Genomic DNA, 14771 nt, shown 5'->3' on the forward strand with positions numbered 1-14771 from the left:
ACGCCTGCGTGTACCGTCGATCAAGCGCATCTGCGCAGGTCAGCAGGCCAAGTCGGGTGGAATTCGGTGGCGGGTGAACCGAATGCGTTTTCGGCCCGAACGTTGTCGAGGGGACCCCCGTGGAGAGGAACGGACGGTGGAAGCGATGAACCTCGGCATCGATGTCACCCCGTTGGCGCAACCTCCGGGGTATTGCTCTTGTGCTGCCCGAACGGCTTGGTGTGAGGTATCGCGGTGACGACGTCCAGCGGTGCCCCGCAGCGCTTCGACGCGTTCTTCCGCGCCTGCCCGGCGGCCGCGGTCATCACGGATCCCGATGGCGTCGTGCGGGCCGCCAACCCCGCGTTCACCGACCTCGTCGAGAAGACCGAGATCGGGGCGCGCCTGGGGTTCGGCATCGGCGAGATGGCGACGACGAGCACCACCGGGGCGTTCCTGGCCGACGCGGTGAACAAGCTGCGGCTCAACGCCGACCTGGTCGTGCGCGGCGAGGCGGAGATCGTCTCGGCCGAGACGCCGAGCCGGTACGTGCGCGTGTCGGCCACGGCCCTGCCGGAGGAAGGGCTGCTGTTCCTGTTCGAGGACGAGCAGGAGCTGCGGCAGCTGCAGGAGACGTTCCGGCACCAGACGTTGCACGACTCGTTGACGGGCCTGCCGAACGACGCCTACTTCCGCTCCAAGCTGGAGGGCATGGTCGCGGGTGACGGCGACCGGATCGCCGTGCTGTTCGTGGACGTCGACGGGTTCGGCGTGATCAACGACGGCCTCGGGCCCGACCTCGCGAACCGTGTCCTGCACGCCACCGCCGCCACCCTGCGCGAGGTCTTCGCCGGCGAGGACGCGTTCATCGCGCGGCTGTACCGCGACGAGTTCGCCGTGGCGCTCAAGGGAGATCTCACCCAGCAGTCGGTCGTGGCGCTGGTCGAGGAGATGATCGACCGGCTCGCGCAGCCCGTCTACCACGGCTCCGACATCGGGGTCGGCGTGAGCGCCAGCGTGGGCATCGTGGTCGCGGACCGCGCGGGCGCCGACCACGCGGCGCTGGCCCGGTCCGCCGAGGTCGCGTTGCACCGGGCCAAGGAGCTCGGCAAGTCGCAGTGGGTCCTGTTCGACCCGGAGACGGACCGCGCGGCGCGGGACCGCTACTTCCTGGCGGCGTCGCTCGCCGGTGCGATCGAGGTCGGTGAGGTCGGCTTCGTCTACCAGCCGCAGGTCGTCCTGCCCGACGCCCCGGTCATCACCTCGCTCAAGGCGAGCCTGGCCTGGCGGCACCCGTCGCTCGGGATGCTGCGCGCGGACGAGGTGTACGCCCTCGCCGAGCTCACCGGCATGACCATGCCGCTGGGCCGGCACCTGCTCGCGGAGTCCGTCGAGACCGCCGCCGACTGGTACGCCCGGTTCGCGGACGGAGCGCCGGTCGTGTGCCTGAACCTGCCCCAGCGCATGGCGATCGACCCCGACCTGGTCCGCATCATCCGCACCGAGCTCGAGCGCCACGGCCTGGAGGCGCGGCGGCTGATGCTGTGCACGAACAGCGCGTCGCTGCTGGACAAGCGGGGCGACCTGCAGGAGTCGATCGGCGTGCTGGCGCGGCTCGGCATCGTGTTCGTGATGGACGTGGCCGGGCTGCCCGACCTCGAACTGCTGTCCGCGCTGGAGCTGCCGGTGCCCGGGGTGATGCTCGTCGGCCCGGTCGTGGCCGTCACCGCCACCGGCGACGCTCCCGAGTGGGCCCGGCGCCAGATCAGCCACATCGTCGAGCGGGCGGCGGAACTGGGCATCGTGGTGGGCGCGCACGGCGTGGCCTCGCAGGCGCAGGCTGACCTGCTGCACTCGCTCGGCGTGCTCGTCGCCGCCGGCCCGTACCTGCCCCAGTACGAGAGCAGGGAAGAGGCCGAGATCTGGGCCGGCCGCGTCTGGTCTGCGGGCTGACGGTCCCTGTCGAGACGGAGTGGGAACGCTCTCACCCATCCGGACGGTTGTGACGCGCGCTCGTTCCGGGCCACGGTGACCAACGGCTGACAACGTTGTCCCGGGAGGTCTCGTGCGTGCGCTGCTGGTCGTGCTGCTCGTCGCCCTGTTCGTCCCGGTCGGTCCCGCTGCGGCGGGCACGACCCCGGAGTACCCAGAGTTCCCTTACGCGCCAACGACTTACTCCGAGCCGTTCCGCGGTCAGTTCCACTTCAGCTCGCAGTCGGGGTGGATGAACGACCCCAACGGGCTGGTGTTCGCCAACGGCCTCTACCACTTCTTCTACCAGCACAACCCGCACGGCCTCGAGTGGGACACGATGCACTGGGGCCACGCGACGAGCCCGGATCTCGTGCACTGGACCCAGAAGACCGTGGCGCTGGAACCGGGCGTGCACCCCGGCACGCTGTTCTCCGGCGGCGGGGTGGTCGACCAGGCCAACACCTCGGGACTCAAGACCGGTGCGCTCGACCCGATCGTGGTCTTCTCCAACGTCAACGGCGTCAGCGTGTTCTACAGCAACGACAACGGCCGCAGCTTCCAGGCGTACGACGGCGGGCGCAAGCAGATCGAGATCCCGGAGGAGAGCCGCGACCCCAACGTCGTCTGGGACGCCGAGCGACGGCAGTGGGTCATGGTCGTCTGGTCGAACCGCGGCGGCAACGGCGTCGACGTCTACACCTCGCCGAACCTCCTCAAGTGGACGTTCGCCAGCCGATACGCCGCCGACTGGTTGTTCGAGTGCCCGGAGCTCTTCGTGGTGCCGCTCAACGGGGTTCCGCGCTGGGTGATCACCTCGGCGACCGGCGAGTACGTCGTGGGCTCGTTCGACGGCAAGGCGTTCCGCACCGACCAGCCGCAGCCGAAGAAGATGAACCACGGCACCACGTTCCCCGGCGGCACCTTCTACGCCGCCGAGACGTTCCACAACACCCCGGACGGCCGCGTGGTGCAGATGGCCTGGCAGGGCGGCAACCGGGGCAGCGTCTGGACCGGCAACGCGACCTTCCCGGTGGCGCTGGGCTTGATCAGCTCACCCGACGGCCCGCGCATCACCCGGACACCCGTTGCCGAACTGGACTCGCTCCGCGCCGACACCCGGACCTGGCGCAACACCACCGTGACGGCCACGAACAACCCGTTCTCCGGCGTGCTCGCCGACACCTACGAGATCACCGCCCGCTTCGACCTGCGCGGCGCGACCGCCCGCGAGTTCGGCTTCGCGCTGCACAGCCGTTCCGACGGCAGCGCCGACCGGACCGTCACCTACGACCGCGCCGCGAAGACGTTGTACGGCAAGCCCTTCCAGCCCAACGGTGACGAGGTGAGCGTCAAGCTCCTGGTCGACCGCGGCCAGCTGGAGATCTTCGGCGGCGACGGCGTGTTCTCGTTGGCGGACAACGTGAACTTCGACTCCGCCGCCGTCAGCCAGGGCATCAGGTTGTTCGCCGACGGCGGCACGGTCCGGTTGGTGGACGCGAAGTTCACCCGCCTCAGCACGAGCTGGGGCACCGCCCAGTCCACTTTGGAGAGCAACCTGCGCGGCCCCTGGTCCGCCACCGCCGGTTCCTGGACGGACGTCGCCGGCGGCAAGCGCGCCCAGGCGACCGGTGACGCGTTCTACCTGAGCGCGAGCACGGCCGCCGACGCGACCTACGAGGGCGACCTGCGCCTGGACGGGGCCCAGGCGGCCGGTCTGGTGTTCCGCGCGGGTGCCGACGGCGCCGGCTACACCGCCAACATCGACGCCTCGGGCGTGGTGAAGCTGTGGCGGCCCGGTCGTGACATCGCGACCTTCGCCATGCCGATCGCGCAGGGCCGCAGCTACCACCTGAAGGTCCAGGCGACCGGGTCGCGGTTGCGGGTCTGGCTCAACCACGGCACGAACCCGATCATCGACGCGACCGACACGGCGCACACCTCCGGGCGGTTCGGTGCGAACGTCTACCGCGGCGCGGCGACCGTGCAGAACCTGAACACCGGCGGGTCCGGCTTCACCGCGTTCCCGTCCGGCCCGTGGACCGCCCCGAGCGGCACCTGGACCACGACCCCGGACTCGTTGCGCGCCCAGACCCCCGGCGACGCCTTCTACCTCAGCGACCGCACCGCGTCCGACCTCGTCTACGAAGGCGACCTGACGATCGTCAACGGCGGGGCGGCCGGGCTGACGTTCCGCGCGGGTGCCGACGGTGCCGGGTACACGGCCAACATCGACGCCTCGGGTGTGGTGAAGCTGTGGCGGCCGGGACGGGACATCGCGGCCGTCGCCGCGCCGATCGTGCCCGGACGGAGCCACCACCTGAAGGTGCAGGCCACGGGGCAGCGGATCCAGGTGTGGTTCGACCGGGGTGCGGCGCCGGTGATCGACGCGACCGACTCGGCGTACGGGGAAGGGAGGATCGGGGTGAACGCGTACGCCGGCACCGCCACGATGCGCAACCTCGTGCTCGGTTAGCGCCACGAGGGCGTCCTGGTGCTCGGCTAGAGGCCGAAGCCGCCCGACACCTCGACGTTCTGCGCGGTGATCCACCGCCCGTCCGCACCCGCCAGCGCCGCGATCGCCACGGCCACGTCGTCCGGTTCGCCGACGCGGCCCAGCGCGGTGTTCGCGGCCAGGGCGGGGATCACCTCCGGGTACTTCTCGAAGGCGTCGCCGCCCAGCCGGGTGCGGGTGGCGCCGGGGGAGACGGAGTTGACGCGGATGCCGCGCGGGCTCAGCTCCTTGGCCAGGTAGCGGGTCAGCACGACCAGCGCGCCCTTCATGGTCGCGTAGCCGGAATAGCCGGGTTCGGCCTGCTCGGTGGAGCTGCTCGTCGTGTTGACCACCGCGCCGCCGTCCGCGAGGAGGGGGAGCAGGGTCTGGGTGAGGAAGAACGGGCCCTTGAGCAGCACGCGGTAGAACCTGTCGAACAACTCCTCGGTGGTGTCGGGGAACAGAGCGGTCTCGGCGAAGCCCGCGTTGTTCACGAGCACGTCGAAGGTGTCCCTGCCCCAGCCGCGCAGCACCTCGGCGACCTGTGAGCGGAACGCGGCGAAGGTGTCGCTGCGGCCCAGGTCCAGGTGCAGGGCGGTGGCCCGGCCGCCGTTCTGCTCGATCAGGGCGACGGCCTGCTTGGCGCCTGCCTCGTTGGAGCCGTAGGTGAGGATCACGGCGGAGCCGCGCCCGGCGAGTTCGACGGCCGTGCTCCAGCCGATGCCGGAGCTGCTGCCGGTGACGATCGCTACTGACATGTTCCTGCCGCCTTGTCGGTTCGCTCGGATTTCCGGTGAACCAATAAGACCAAGCAGACACCTGTGGTCGGGAGACCGAAGCTCCCAAACTCTTGCCTGATCCTCCCAAACCGCTACTCGATGTGCAGGCTCTGGATCTTGGCCTCGGCGACGATGCGTTCGGCCTCGTCGCGGGCCACGTTGCGGAGCTCGGCCAACGCGCGCATGGCCTCGGCGCGGCGTGCGGACATCGCGAGACGGAAGTCCTCGCGGATCTCCTCGCGCTGGGCGGCCGACTGTTCGTCCAGGTCACGGGCTCGTTGCTCGGCCTCGCCCACGATCATCAACGCCTTGAGCTGGGCGTCGCGGATGACGTCCCGGCGCTCCTCCTCGGCGAGGGCGACCATGCGGGCGAGCCGTTCGGGCAGGCCCTTCGGGTCGATCGGGGTGAGGCAGATGCGGTGCAGGCCGTCCTGAAGGGCGGCGTTCTCCTCCTGCACGGTGACCAGCCTGGTGGCCAGGGCCTCCGCGCGGGCTTCCGACGCGTCGCGGTCGGCCGTGACCAGGCGGAGCTCGGCCTCCAGCTCGGCGACGTAGTCGTCCACCTCGTCCCTGTCGTAGCCGCGCCAGCGCAGCCCGAACCACGTGCGCAGCGGTACGAGCTCTGTCCTGCTGTCGACACTCACTGCCGTCTCCTCTGCCTCCCGCGAGTCAGTCTTGCCAAGGGGTACGTACAGAGCGCGGCATCGGTTCTAACGGGATTACCAGGCACAATGTCGGCGTGAACAACAAACTGTGTCCCTGCGGCACCGGCGGCTCCTATGTGGACTGCTGTGGCGCGCTGCACTCGGGAGCCCGCAAGGCGGCCACCGCGGAGCAGCTGATGCGGTCCCGGTACAGCGCTTTCGCGGTGCACGACGAGGACTACCTGCTGCGCACGTGGGCCGCTCGGCACCGCCCGTCGAGCGCCGGGATCGACTCGACCGACCGCTGGCTGAAGCTCGAGGTCCTGGAGACGGTGAACGGCGGGTTGCTCCAGAACGAGGGCGTCGTGGAGTTCCGCGCGCACTACGTCGGCGGCATCGTGCACGAGCGCAGCAAGTTCGTCCGGGAGAACGGCCAGTGGGTGTACCTGGAGGGCCAGGAATGAGCGCGGTGAGGGTCGCGAGCAGGTTCAACGGACCGCCCGGCATGGGCAACGGCGGCTACTCGGCGGGGCTGCTCGCCGCGCACGTCGACGCGTCCGCCGTGAGTGTCCGGTTGCGCAAGCCCGTGCCGCTCGACCGCGACCTCGAGGTCGTGAACGGCGAGCTGCTCGACGGCGAGACCGTGATCGCCTCGGCCGAGCCCGCGACGCTCGACCTGGAGGTGCCCGCCGCGCCCAACCTCGAAGAGGCGCTCAAGGCGTCCGCGCAGGTCCCGTGGCGCGACAGGCACCCGTTCCCGACGTGTTTCGGCTGCGGCCCGAACCGGGAGGACGGCATCGCCGCGTTGCTCGGCCCGCTGGAGGGCCGCAGCGAGTGGGCGGGCGTGTGGCGGCCTGCCGAGATCCTGCCGAACGACGGCGTGAGCGTGCTGCCGGAGATCGTGTGGGCCGCGCTCGACTGCCCTTCCGCGCAGCCCGTCGCCCCGGACGGCGGACCGGCGTTCGTGCTCGGCACGTTCGTGGCCCAGGTCGAGCAGCCGGTGAAACTGGGCGTGGACCACGTGCTGCTGGCGTGGGAGCTTGGCAAGGACGGGCGCAAGGCCTACTCGGCGTCCGCGATCATCGGCCCTGACGGAGTGTGTGGACGAGCACGCGCTGTGTGGGTCTCGATCGGATGAGATCAAACCACCCGACTGGGTGACACGAGTGCGGCGCGTCTTGATAGCGTGCACGACCGTTGCCCGATTACACCGAAAGGGCGAGTGACCGGGATGGCACGGAGGTGATCAGGCGCTTGTTGGGCCGACGTGCCGCCGCCCAAGGCGAGCAGCAACCACAGATCCAGCAGACCCAGCAGAGTTCTGGCCAGAGCGTTTTCGGGGTGCAGACCATCACGAGCACTGAGCAGGACCAGGATCTGTACGAGCCGCCCCCGGCCGCGGTGCCGCCGCCGGAGCCGGTGTCGGTGCCCCAGAGGACGCCGTTCGCGGCCAACCTCGTGGGGGCGACGCTCGTCGTCTCCGCTCCGGACGGCCCGAGCCAGGGCGCCACGGGCCTCGCCCGCGCGCTGCCCGCCGACCCCGGTCGCACGGTGGTCGTCGTCGACTTCCCGAGCGGGGACCAGAGCACTTTCTGGCCGCACGTCGTGACGGCGCTGCACGGCCGTGGGCCCATCCGGCTCGCGGTGTCGCACGCCGGCACGATGCGGCCGACCGCGCCCGCGCAGTGGCTCACCGAGCAGCTGCAGGCCGAGGTCGTCGCGCCGGACGGCGTGCTGACCACCGTGCCCGGTGCCGCGTTCGTCGTCGGCACCCAGGGCTACGGCAGCTGGGTCAAGTTCCAGCCGAACGCGTCCCCGATGCCGTTCGGCCGCCGCTTCCCGGTGCCGCAGTGGGAGGCGATGGACCCGAACTCGCCGTGGCCGACGGGCGAGATCGGCATCTCCGAACCCATCCCGAGCGGCATGTGGCTGCGCGCGCAGGTGCCGCCGTTCGACCCGGCCGCCCAGGACTCGCGGCCGATCGTGGCGCTGCCGTGCCGCGACAACGTGCTGACGGTCGTCGTCGGCGGGCCCGGCCAGTCGGCGATCCCGATCGACGAGGTGTGCCGCCTGCTCACGGCGCTGCCCCAGGCGGCCCGGTCGCGCGTGCGGCTCGTCCCGTACGGCATCGACGCCAACATCGGCGGCCTCGTCGCCGACGAGATCGGCGAACCGATCGCCATGTTCACCGGCCTGCCGGTGGGCAACCTGCGCACCGGCGGTCCCGCGGTGATCGCGGTCGACCCGCGCGGCCAGCAGACCTGGCGGCCGTTCGTCACCGAGGTCACCTGCCTGCCGAACGAGTCCGTGCCCGTCGTGTCCGGCTACCGGGCACCCGTGCAGGGCCTCACCGAGGTCTCGCCCGGCGTGTTCGCGCTCGGCGACGGCGTGGTGCTGGAGGTCGTTCCGTCCGGTCTGTGGGTGCGTGAGCAGGACGAGCCGTACAACGCGGCCGAAGTGCGCACACAGCCGTTGGACCCGGAGTGGGCGCGTCTGACCGTGGGCACGCCGGGACGCACGACGCCCGGTGCGGTCGCGGTGCACGGCGCTGCTCTCGTGGAACGTCTTGAGCCCGAGGTGCGCAAGCTGCTGCGTCTCGTGTTCTGCGACTCGAAGGTGACGGCACCGCCGCCGCCTCCGCCACCCGCTCCCGAACCGGCGCCCAGCACGGCCGCACACGCGTTGACGCGGCGTGAGTCGTCGGACAGCGGCACGGGTTTCTTCACGCCCGCCACCCCGGCCGAGTCCGGCCCCGCCTACGCGTCCATCAGCGCCGGTCCGGCGATCGCGAAGGTCACCTCGCACGCGCTGGACGACCCGGACGAGGCCGCGTTCCCGTCGGACGACCCGGACTCGACCCCGATCAGGTTCCGCGTCGACGGCCCGCTGCCGTTGCAGCCGCTGGCGATGTGGGAGGCCCCGCCCGAGGACGACGGCGAGCGCGAGACGGTCGCCCGCGAACACAGCAGCACGGACGCGGAACGCGACACGGTCCGCCGCGCGCTCGGCGAGCGTTACGGCGTGCACGCCGCGACGGTCGTGCGGCTGCTCTCCCAGCGCCCGGACGCCGAGGAGGACCCGGCCGCGTTCGAGGCCACGGTCACCGACCTCACGGCGTTGCTGGCGTGCGTGTCGCAGGACGAGGACATGGTCGTCGAGACGCTCCGCATGGGACGCCTGGGCCGCCTGCGCCCGTACGTCGCGTGCATCGTCTCGGGCCTGAACCGCCTGCCGGTGCACAGCGGCGTGGCGACGGTCTGGGGCGTCAGCGGCCCGACCGGACCGCGCCGGTACCGCAGCGGTGACGTCCTGGTCGACCACGGCCTGCTGGACACCATCGCGAACCCGCAGCAACGCATCGACGGCGTCACCGAGTACCTGATCTGGTCGGTCACCGGCCGCCGGGTCGAGGTCTCGGACCGCGTCACGGTGTCCACCGAGGAACGCGTGGTCTTCGCGCCCGGCACGCCGTTCCGGGTGCTGGCCGTCGCCGACGCCGAGGGCGATCACCCGCAGCAGGTGCTGCTGCAGGAGATGGCCGGGCCGATGGCGGACCAGGAGATCGCGGGCCTGCGCCCGAGCGTGCTCTCGCAGCTGGAACGGGCGGCCGCCAACCTGCGCGTGCTGCCGGTCTCGCACCAGGTGACGGCCTGAACCTGGGCATCCGCTACGCCGAACCCCCGGTCGGCTCGCTCCGCCTCCACCCACCGGTGGACCGCGACGGCGAGCCGACCGGCGCGTTCGGGGACGCGCACACGCTGAACGTCTGGTCCGAAGTGGACGGTCCGGCGCCGGTGCTGCTGTGGGTGCACGGCGGCGCGAACACCGTCGGCTCCTCGTCCCAACCGGAGTACGCCGGCGACTTCCTGGCGTCCCTCGGCATCGTCTTCGTCAGCTGCGACTACCGGCTCGCGGAGGACGGTTACGGCGCGCTGGAAGGAGTCCAGCACAACCGCGGGCTGCTCGACGTCGTGTCCGCGCTGCGGTGGATCCAGCGCAACATCGCCCGGTACGGGGGAGATCCGTACAACGTCACCGTCGCCGGCCAGTCGTCCGGGGCGCAGACCGTCGCGAGCCTGATGGTGATGCCGTCGGCCGCGGGCCTGTTCCACCGGGCGATCGTGCACAGCCTCGCCGGGCGGTTCTTCACGCCGGCCGAAGCCGTGCGGGTGCAGCGGGCCGCCGACCCGGAAGTCGTGCTGTACCAACCGATCGTGGACGGCGACACGCTGCCGCGCAGCCCGCTGGAAGGCCCGTGCGATGTCGAGTTGATGGTGTGCCACACGGCCGACGAGGACGTGGAACTGTTCCAGCGCCCCACGATGAGGCTCGCCGACGAGCATCGCGGCGCGTTCCGGTCGATCTACGCCCGGCATCCGGCGCACCACGGCGCGGACGTCCCTGACATGTTCCGCGGCGACATCGCGCGGGCGTGGGCCGACTTCGCGCGCACAGGTGATCCCGGCTGGGACCGCGACGAGCTCAAGCTCTGGGTCTAGCCCTCGGTCGAGAGGCCGAGCGAGCCGTCCAGCTTCGGCACGCACGCCCCGTCCCGCTTCTCCGGCGACGCCAGGAACTCGCTCAGGCACCGGGCGATCTGCTCGTGCCCGAGGGCGTTGGGGTGGAACGACTCCTGCAACGCGTGTGAGGCGCGCCGCTCGTCCCGCAGCCCCTCCCAGTCCACCGACAGCCGGGTGAACCACTCCTCAGACGGGTCGTCGCCTCCCACGCACGCCTCGTGCCCCTCGCCGGCGCGCGCCAGGTCGAGGAACCGGGCGTTGACCTTCGTCGCCGCCGTGCGCAGGCCGTTGGACAGCTCCGGCACGGCCTCCTCGACGACCCACTCCAGGTCGGTGGTGCGCAGCGGGCAGCCGGAGAGGTTCTGCAGCGAGCGCGGCATCTTCGGTGACACCGGCGCCGCGTACGACTGCACGACCAGCTGGTACTGCGAGTCGAGGTAGCCGGAGTCGCGCATGGTCTGGCGGATGGCGTTCAGGGTGTTCTCGACCTTGGGGATCATCCGCTTCACGCGCTTGGTCCACTCCGGCGCGACGGACGACGTGCAGTCGCTGCGCTTGCCCCACGCCTCGAAGCACTTGTTGAGGATCTCGGAGAACCGGGGGTCGTCGTTCGCGCCGATGGCCACGACGATCGCGGTGACCTGGTTGGCGCCCGCGATCTGGCGCAGCCTGGGCAGCTGTTCGTTGCGCAGCTTGTCGGAGTTGGCGCCCGAGCAGGCCAGGTTGATCTTCTGGTCGGCCTGGAACTCGGTCTTGAGGATCTCGGCGTCACGGGAGCGGTGGCACCAGTCGCCGCCCTCCTCACCGTCGGTGCCGGGCTCGTAGGAACCCGCGCCCTCGCCCGACATCGTGCTGTCGCCGAGCGCGACGACGGCGGTGCGGGTCTCGCGGTCCGGTTCCGAGGGCGGCGGGAACACGTGGTCGCTCACGACCAGCAGGATCGTGAGCAGGCCGATCGCAGCGAGGAAGAGCGTTTTGCGCATCGCGCACCAGTTTACGGGCGTGGCCGAATGCGAGGGAGATGTGGCGTTGCCGCCCCGGCCGGTCATGGGGAAAGTGGAGGTGTGGGGAATCCGAGGGAAATAGTTGTGGTCGGGTACGACCGCACGGCGTTGCTCGACCTGGCGGGACCGATCGAGGTGTTCGCCGCCGCGAACTACCGCGAGCAGCGCTATCAGGTCACGATCGCCACGCTGGGGGGAGAGCCGTTCGTCGCCACGGCCGGGGTGCGCATCGAGGCCGGCGCAGACCTGAGCACGCTCGACCGTCCGATCGACACGCTGCTCGTCGTGGGCGGCTGGGGCTACGACGAGGCCGCGGCCGACGCGGTGCTCACGACGAACCTGCGCCGCCTCGCGTTGCGCTCCCGCCGGGTCGCGGGCGTCTGCACCGGCGCGGTCGTGCTCGCCGGGGCCGGGCTGCTCGACGGCAAGCGGGCGACGACGCACTGGGCGTTCACCGGCGAGCTGGAGAACCGCGGTGTCGAGGTGGAGCCGGACGCGATCTTCGTGTGCGACGGCCAGGTGGCCACGTCGGCGGGCGTGACGGCGGGCATCGACCTCGCCCTGGCGATGGTGGAGCAGGACCACGGGCCCGCGCTGGCCCGCAAGATCGCGCAGTACCTGGTCGTCTTCCTGCAACGCTCCGGCGGCCAGTCGCAGTTCAGCGTCCACACCCGCGCCAAGCCGGTGGAGGACGGTTCGCTGCGCGCGTTGCTGGACGACATCCACGCCGATCCGACGCGGGAGTGGACGGTGCCGGTCATGGCCCGCAAGGCCATGATGAGCGTGCGGCACTTCGCCCGCGTGTTCTCCCGCAGCGTGGGCACCTCGCCCGCGCAGTACGTCGAACGCGCCCGCGTCGAGGCCGCCGCCGACCGGCTGGCGAGCACCGGCGACTCGCTCGACCTCGTCGCACGGCAGTCGGGCTTCGGCTCGGCCGAGACCCTGCGACGGGCCTTTCTGCGCGTGCTCGGCGTGTCGCCGGGCAGCTACCGCGCCCGCTTCCGGACCACTGGGGTTGCCTGATGGACGCCACTTTCGTGCTCTACCCGAACATGACCGGCCTCGACTTCGTCGGCCCGTACGAGGTGCTCGGCGCCGTGCCGGTGGTGAACACCCGGTTCGTCGCCGCGACCCTCGACCCGGTGAGGTGCGACAGCGGGCTGACCGTCGTGCCGACCGACACGTTCGACTCGCTGAAGGCCACCGACATCGTGGTGGTGCCGGGGTCGGGGCACTGGAAGGAACTGCTGAAGGACTCCGGCGGCGTCGTCGAGTGGCTGCGGGAGGTGCACCCGACGACGAAGTGGACCACGTCGGTGTGCACCGGCTCGACCTTGCTCGCCGAGGCCGGGCTGGTGGCGAAGGCGACCACGCACTGGGCGGCGCGCGAGGACCTGGAGGTGCGCGGGGTCGAGGTGAGCACCGACCGGGTCGTGTTCGACGGCAAGGTCGTCAGCGGCGCGGGCGTGTCCGCGGGCATCGACATGGCGTTGCGGCTGGTCGAGGCCGAGTTCGGAGAGATGGTCGCGCAGGCCGTGCAGGTGGGCATCGAGTACGACCCGCAGCCGCCGCGCGCCTACGACTCGATCCCGCCGGAGATCGCCGCGGGCCTCAGGGCCGCGTTCGCGTCAGGTCAGGCCTGACTGGACGGCGAACACCACGAGCTGGGCGCGATCGCGTGCGCCCAGCTTCACCATCGCCCGCGACACGTGCGTGCGGACCGTCGCGGGCGAGATCACCAGCACGGCGGCGATCTCGTCGTTGGACGCGCCGGACGCCACGTGCCGCATGATCTCCCGCTCGCGTTCGGTGAGCTTGTCGAGGTGCGGCACCGGCCGGGCCGAGGCGCCGGACGCGAACCGCTCGATCACGCGGCGCGTGACGGACGGCGAGAGCAGCGATCCGCCGTCGGCCACCACGTGCACGGCCCGCAGCAGGTCCGTCGGGTCGGAGTCCTTGACCAGGAACCCGGACGCGCCGGTGCGCAGCGCCTCGAAGACGTACTCGTCGAGGTCGAACGTGGTGAGCATGACGATCCGCACGTCGGCGCAGGCGGGGTCGGCGGAGACGCGCCTGAGCACCTCCAGGCCGTCCATCAGCGGCATGCGGATGTCGAGGAACACCACGTCCGGTTTCGCGGCCTGGATCAGCTGGAGCGCCTCGCGGCCGTCGGCGGCCTCGCCGGCGAACGCGACGCCGTCCTCGGTCTCGATCAACGTCCGCAGCCCCATCCGGACCAGCGGCTGGTCGTCGGCCACCACCACGCGAATCATGACGGCAACGGTATCCGGGCGATCACCGCGAAGCCGTGCGATCCGGTGACCTCCAGCGTGCCTTGCAGCGCTTCGGCTCGCGAACGCATGCCCGTGATGCCGTGGCCCTCGACGAACGCCGTGGGCGTGCCGGTGTCGGTGACGTGCACGACCAGGTCGCCGCGCACGGTGTAGACCTTCACGGCCGCGGTGACGCCGGGGGAGGAGTGCCGCAGCACGTTGGTCAGCGACTCCTGCACGATCCGGTAGACCGCGAGCTGGTAGGTCTCGGGCAGGTCGACGTCCTCGACCTCGACGGAGACCTCCAGGCCCGCCTCGCGCATCCGCGTGGCCAGCGCGGGGAGGTCGGCGAGGGTGATGGTCGGGGTGAGCGGGGCCGAGCCGCGCAGGGTGTCCAGTTCGGACCGCAGGCCTTCCAGCGCCTCCTTCGACGTGGAGCGGATGGCTTCCAGGGACGCGCGGGCCTTCGCCGGGTCCTTGTCCAGCACGTAGAGGGCGACCCCGGCCTGCATCGCGATCACCGAGAGCCCGTGGCCGACGACGTCGTGGACCTCCTGGGCGAGCCGCAGCCGTTCGGAGATCACGGCCCGTTCGCGAACGTCCACAACGGACTTCTTGCGCAGCTTCATCAGCACGCCCGCCGCGACCGGCAGCAGGATCCAGCCCGCCGACCAGGTGATCCACGACGTGATGGAGTCGTTCCACCACGGCAGGATCGCCAGTGCGTAGACGAGCGCGCTGCCCGCGGCCAGTTCGATGCGCGCGTACACCGCCACCGCGTACATGGCCGCGACGCCGCTCATCAGGATCGGGCCGAACGGGTAGCCCTGCGCCAGGTAGACGGCGATGGCGACGGTCGTGAACCCGACCGTCCACAGCGGACGCGCCGAGCGGAACAGCAGGCCTGCCGCGGCCACCGTGATCAGCAGGTAGCCGAGGACGTCGAGCTGCTCGGCGCCCTGCAACCGGGCCGCGAACCGCGTGCCGCCGAGGCCGAAGACGAGCAGGACCACCGTGAGGGCGATGTCCTGCCATTTGATCCGCATGGCCCTGACCATACGACCGGGCGCGTACGCAGATGTGCGTATCTTCATGACGCTCCGGAGC

At 71.1% G+C, this 14771-nt stretch carries 13 protein-coding genes; 8 read left to right on the forward strand and 5 right to left on the reverse strand.

Annotation, left to right across the window (positions count from 1 at the left end):
- Positions 1–234: 234 nt before the first annotated feature.
- Positions 235–1932: an EAL domain-containing protein gene (locus ACFWNN_RS16850; protein WP_382440820.1), complete on the forward strand. Its 1698-nt coding sequence runs from the start codon at positions 235–237 to the stop codon at positions 1930–1932.
- A gap of 112 nt (positions 1933–2044) precedes the next feature.
- Positions 2045–4426 carry a glycoside hydrolase family 32 protein gene (locus ACFWNN_RS16855; protein WP_382440821.1) on the forward strand — a complete coding sequence of 794 codons (2382 nt, stop codon included), beginning with the start codon at positions 2045–2047 and terminating at the stop codon, positions 4424–4426.
- Positions 4427–4452: 26 nt separating this feature from the next.
- On the opposite strand, the gene ACFWNN_RS16860 is transcribed toward ACFWNN_RS16855, so the two are convergent.
- Complete coding sequence (locus tag ACFWNN_RS16860; protein WP_382440822.1) at positions 4453–5202, reverse strand: SDR family NAD(P)-dependent oxidoreductase; 750 nt, start codon at positions 5200–5202, stop codon at positions 4453–4455.
- 113 nt (positions 5203–5315) lie between these two features.
- Positions 5316–5867 carry a DivIVA domain-containing protein gene (locus ACFWNN_RS16865; protein ID WP_382440823.1) on the reverse strand — a complete coding sequence of 184 codons (552 nt, stop codon included), beginning with the start codon at positions 5865–5867 and terminating at the stop codon, positions 5316–5318.
- Between the two features lie 95 nt (positions 5868–5962).
- Here ACFWNN_RS16865 and ACFWNN_RS16870 point away from each other — a divergent pair, with 95 nt between their 5' ends.
- The 4 genes from ACFWNN_RS16870 to ACFWNN_RS16885 all read left to right on the forward strand — a co-directional run bounded on the left by ACFWNN_RS16870 (position 5963) and on the right by ACFWNN_RS16885 (position 10366).
- A complete protein-coding gene (locus tag ACFWNN_RS16870) occupies positions 5963–6331 on the forward strand; it encodes a YchJ family protein (RefSeq protein ID WP_382440824.1) in 369 nt (122 codons plus the stop codon).
- Positions 6328–7005: a hypothetical protein gene (locus ACFWNN_RS16875; protein WP_382440825.1), complete on the forward strand. Its 678-nt coding sequence runs from the start codon at positions 6328–6330 to the stop codon at positions 7003–7005. The genes ACFWNN_RS16870 and ACFWNN_RS16875 overlap by 4 nt, the downstream gene beginning before the upstream one ends.
- A 203-nt stretch (positions 7006–7208) precedes the next feature.
- Complete coding sequence (locus ACFWNN_RS16880) at positions 7209–9521, forward strand: hypothetical protein (protein ID WP_382440826.1); 2313 nt, start codon at positions 7209–7211, stop codon at positions 9519–9521.
- Positions 9522–9577: 56 nt separating this feature from the next.
- Positions 9578–10366, forward strand: a complete 789-nt coding sequence (locus ACFWNN_RS16885) for a carboxylesterase family protein (RefSeq protein ID WP_382440827.1) — start codon at positions 9578–9580, stop codon at positions 10364–10366.
- Here the strand turns inward: ACFWNN_RS16885 and ACFWNN_RS16890 are convergent.
- Entirely contained in the window at positions 10363–11370 is a 1008-nt protein-coding gene (locus tag ACFWNN_RS16890) for a GDSL-type esterase/lipase family protein (RefSeq protein ID WP_382440828.1), read from the reverse strand. The genes ACFWNN_RS16885 and ACFWNN_RS16890 overlap by 4 nt on opposite strands.
- A gap of 105 nt (positions 11371–11475) precedes the next feature.
- Here ACFWNN_RS16890 and ACFWNN_RS16895 point away from each other — a divergent pair, with 105 nt between their 5' ends.
- Both ACFWNN_RS16895 and ACFWNN_RS16900 read left to right on the forward strand, forming a co-directional pair.
- Positions 11476–12414: a GlxA family transcriptional regulator gene (locus tag ACFWNN_RS16895; protein ID WP_382440829.1), complete on the forward strand. Its 939-nt coding sequence runs from the start codon at positions 11476–11478 to the stop codon at positions 12412–12414.
- Positions 12414–13034 (forward strand): DJ-1/PfpI family protein, encoded by a 621-nt coding sequence (locus tag ACFWNN_RS16900; RefSeq protein WP_382440830.1) that lies wholly within the window; start codon positions 12414–12416, stop codon positions 13032–13034. The genes ACFWNN_RS16895 and ACFWNN_RS16900 overlap by 1 nt, the downstream gene beginning before the upstream one ends.
- On the opposite strand, the gene ACFWNN_RS16905 is transcribed toward ACFWNN_RS16900, so the two are convergent.
- On the reverse strand, positions 13020–13664 hold the full coding sequence (locus ACFWNN_RS16905) for a response regulator (protein WP_382440831.1): 645 nt from the start codon (positions 13662–13664) through the stop codon (positions 13020–13022). The two genes, ACFWNN_RS16900 and ACFWNN_RS16905, sit on opposite strands and share 15 nt — an antisense overlap.
- Complete coding sequence (locus ACFWNN_RS16910; RefSeq protein ID WP_382440832.1) at positions 13661–14710, reverse strand: sensor histidine kinase; 1050 nt, start codon at positions 14708–14710, stop codon at positions 13661–13663. The genes ACFWNN_RS16905 and ACFWNN_RS16910 overlap by 4 nt, the downstream gene beginning before the upstream one ends.
- Positions 14711–14771: the final 61 nt, after the last annotated feature.

The organism is Lentzea sp. NPDC058450, from assembly GCF_042721395.1.
Classification (GTDB): domain Bacteria; phylum Actinomycetota; class Actinomycetes; order Mycobacteriales; family Pseudonocardiaceae; genus Lentzea.

What these genes read in the sequence shown, in the direction of transcription:
- ACFWNN_RS16905 (WP_382440831.1), bottom strand. Translation starts at nt 13,664, where the DNA reads ATGATTCGCGTGGTGGTGGCCGACGACCAGCCGCTGGTCCGGATGGGG.
- ACFWNN_RS16900 (WP_382440830.1), top strand. Translation starts at nt 12,414, where the DNA reads ATGGACGCCACTTTCGTGCTCTACCCGAACATGACCGGCCTCGACTTC.
- ACFWNN_RS16910 (WP_382440832.1), bottom strand. Translation starts at nt 14,710, where the DNA reads ATGCGGATCAAATGGCAGGACATCGCCCTCACGGTGGTCCTGCTCGTC.
- ACFWNN_RS16860 (WP_382440822.1), bottom strand. Translation starts at nt 5,202, where the DNA reads ATGTCAGTAGCGATCGTCACCGGCAGCAGCTCCGGCATCGGCTGGAGC.
- ACFWNN_RS16890 (WP_382440828.1), bottom strand. Translation starts at nt 11,370, where the DNA reads ATGCGCAAAACGCTCTTCCTCGCTGCGATCGGCCTGCTCACGATCCTG.
- ACFWNN_RS16875 (WP_382440825.1), top strand. Translation starts at nt 6,328, where the DNA reads ATGAGCGCGGTGAGGGTCGCGAGCAGGTTCAACGGACCGCCCGGCATG.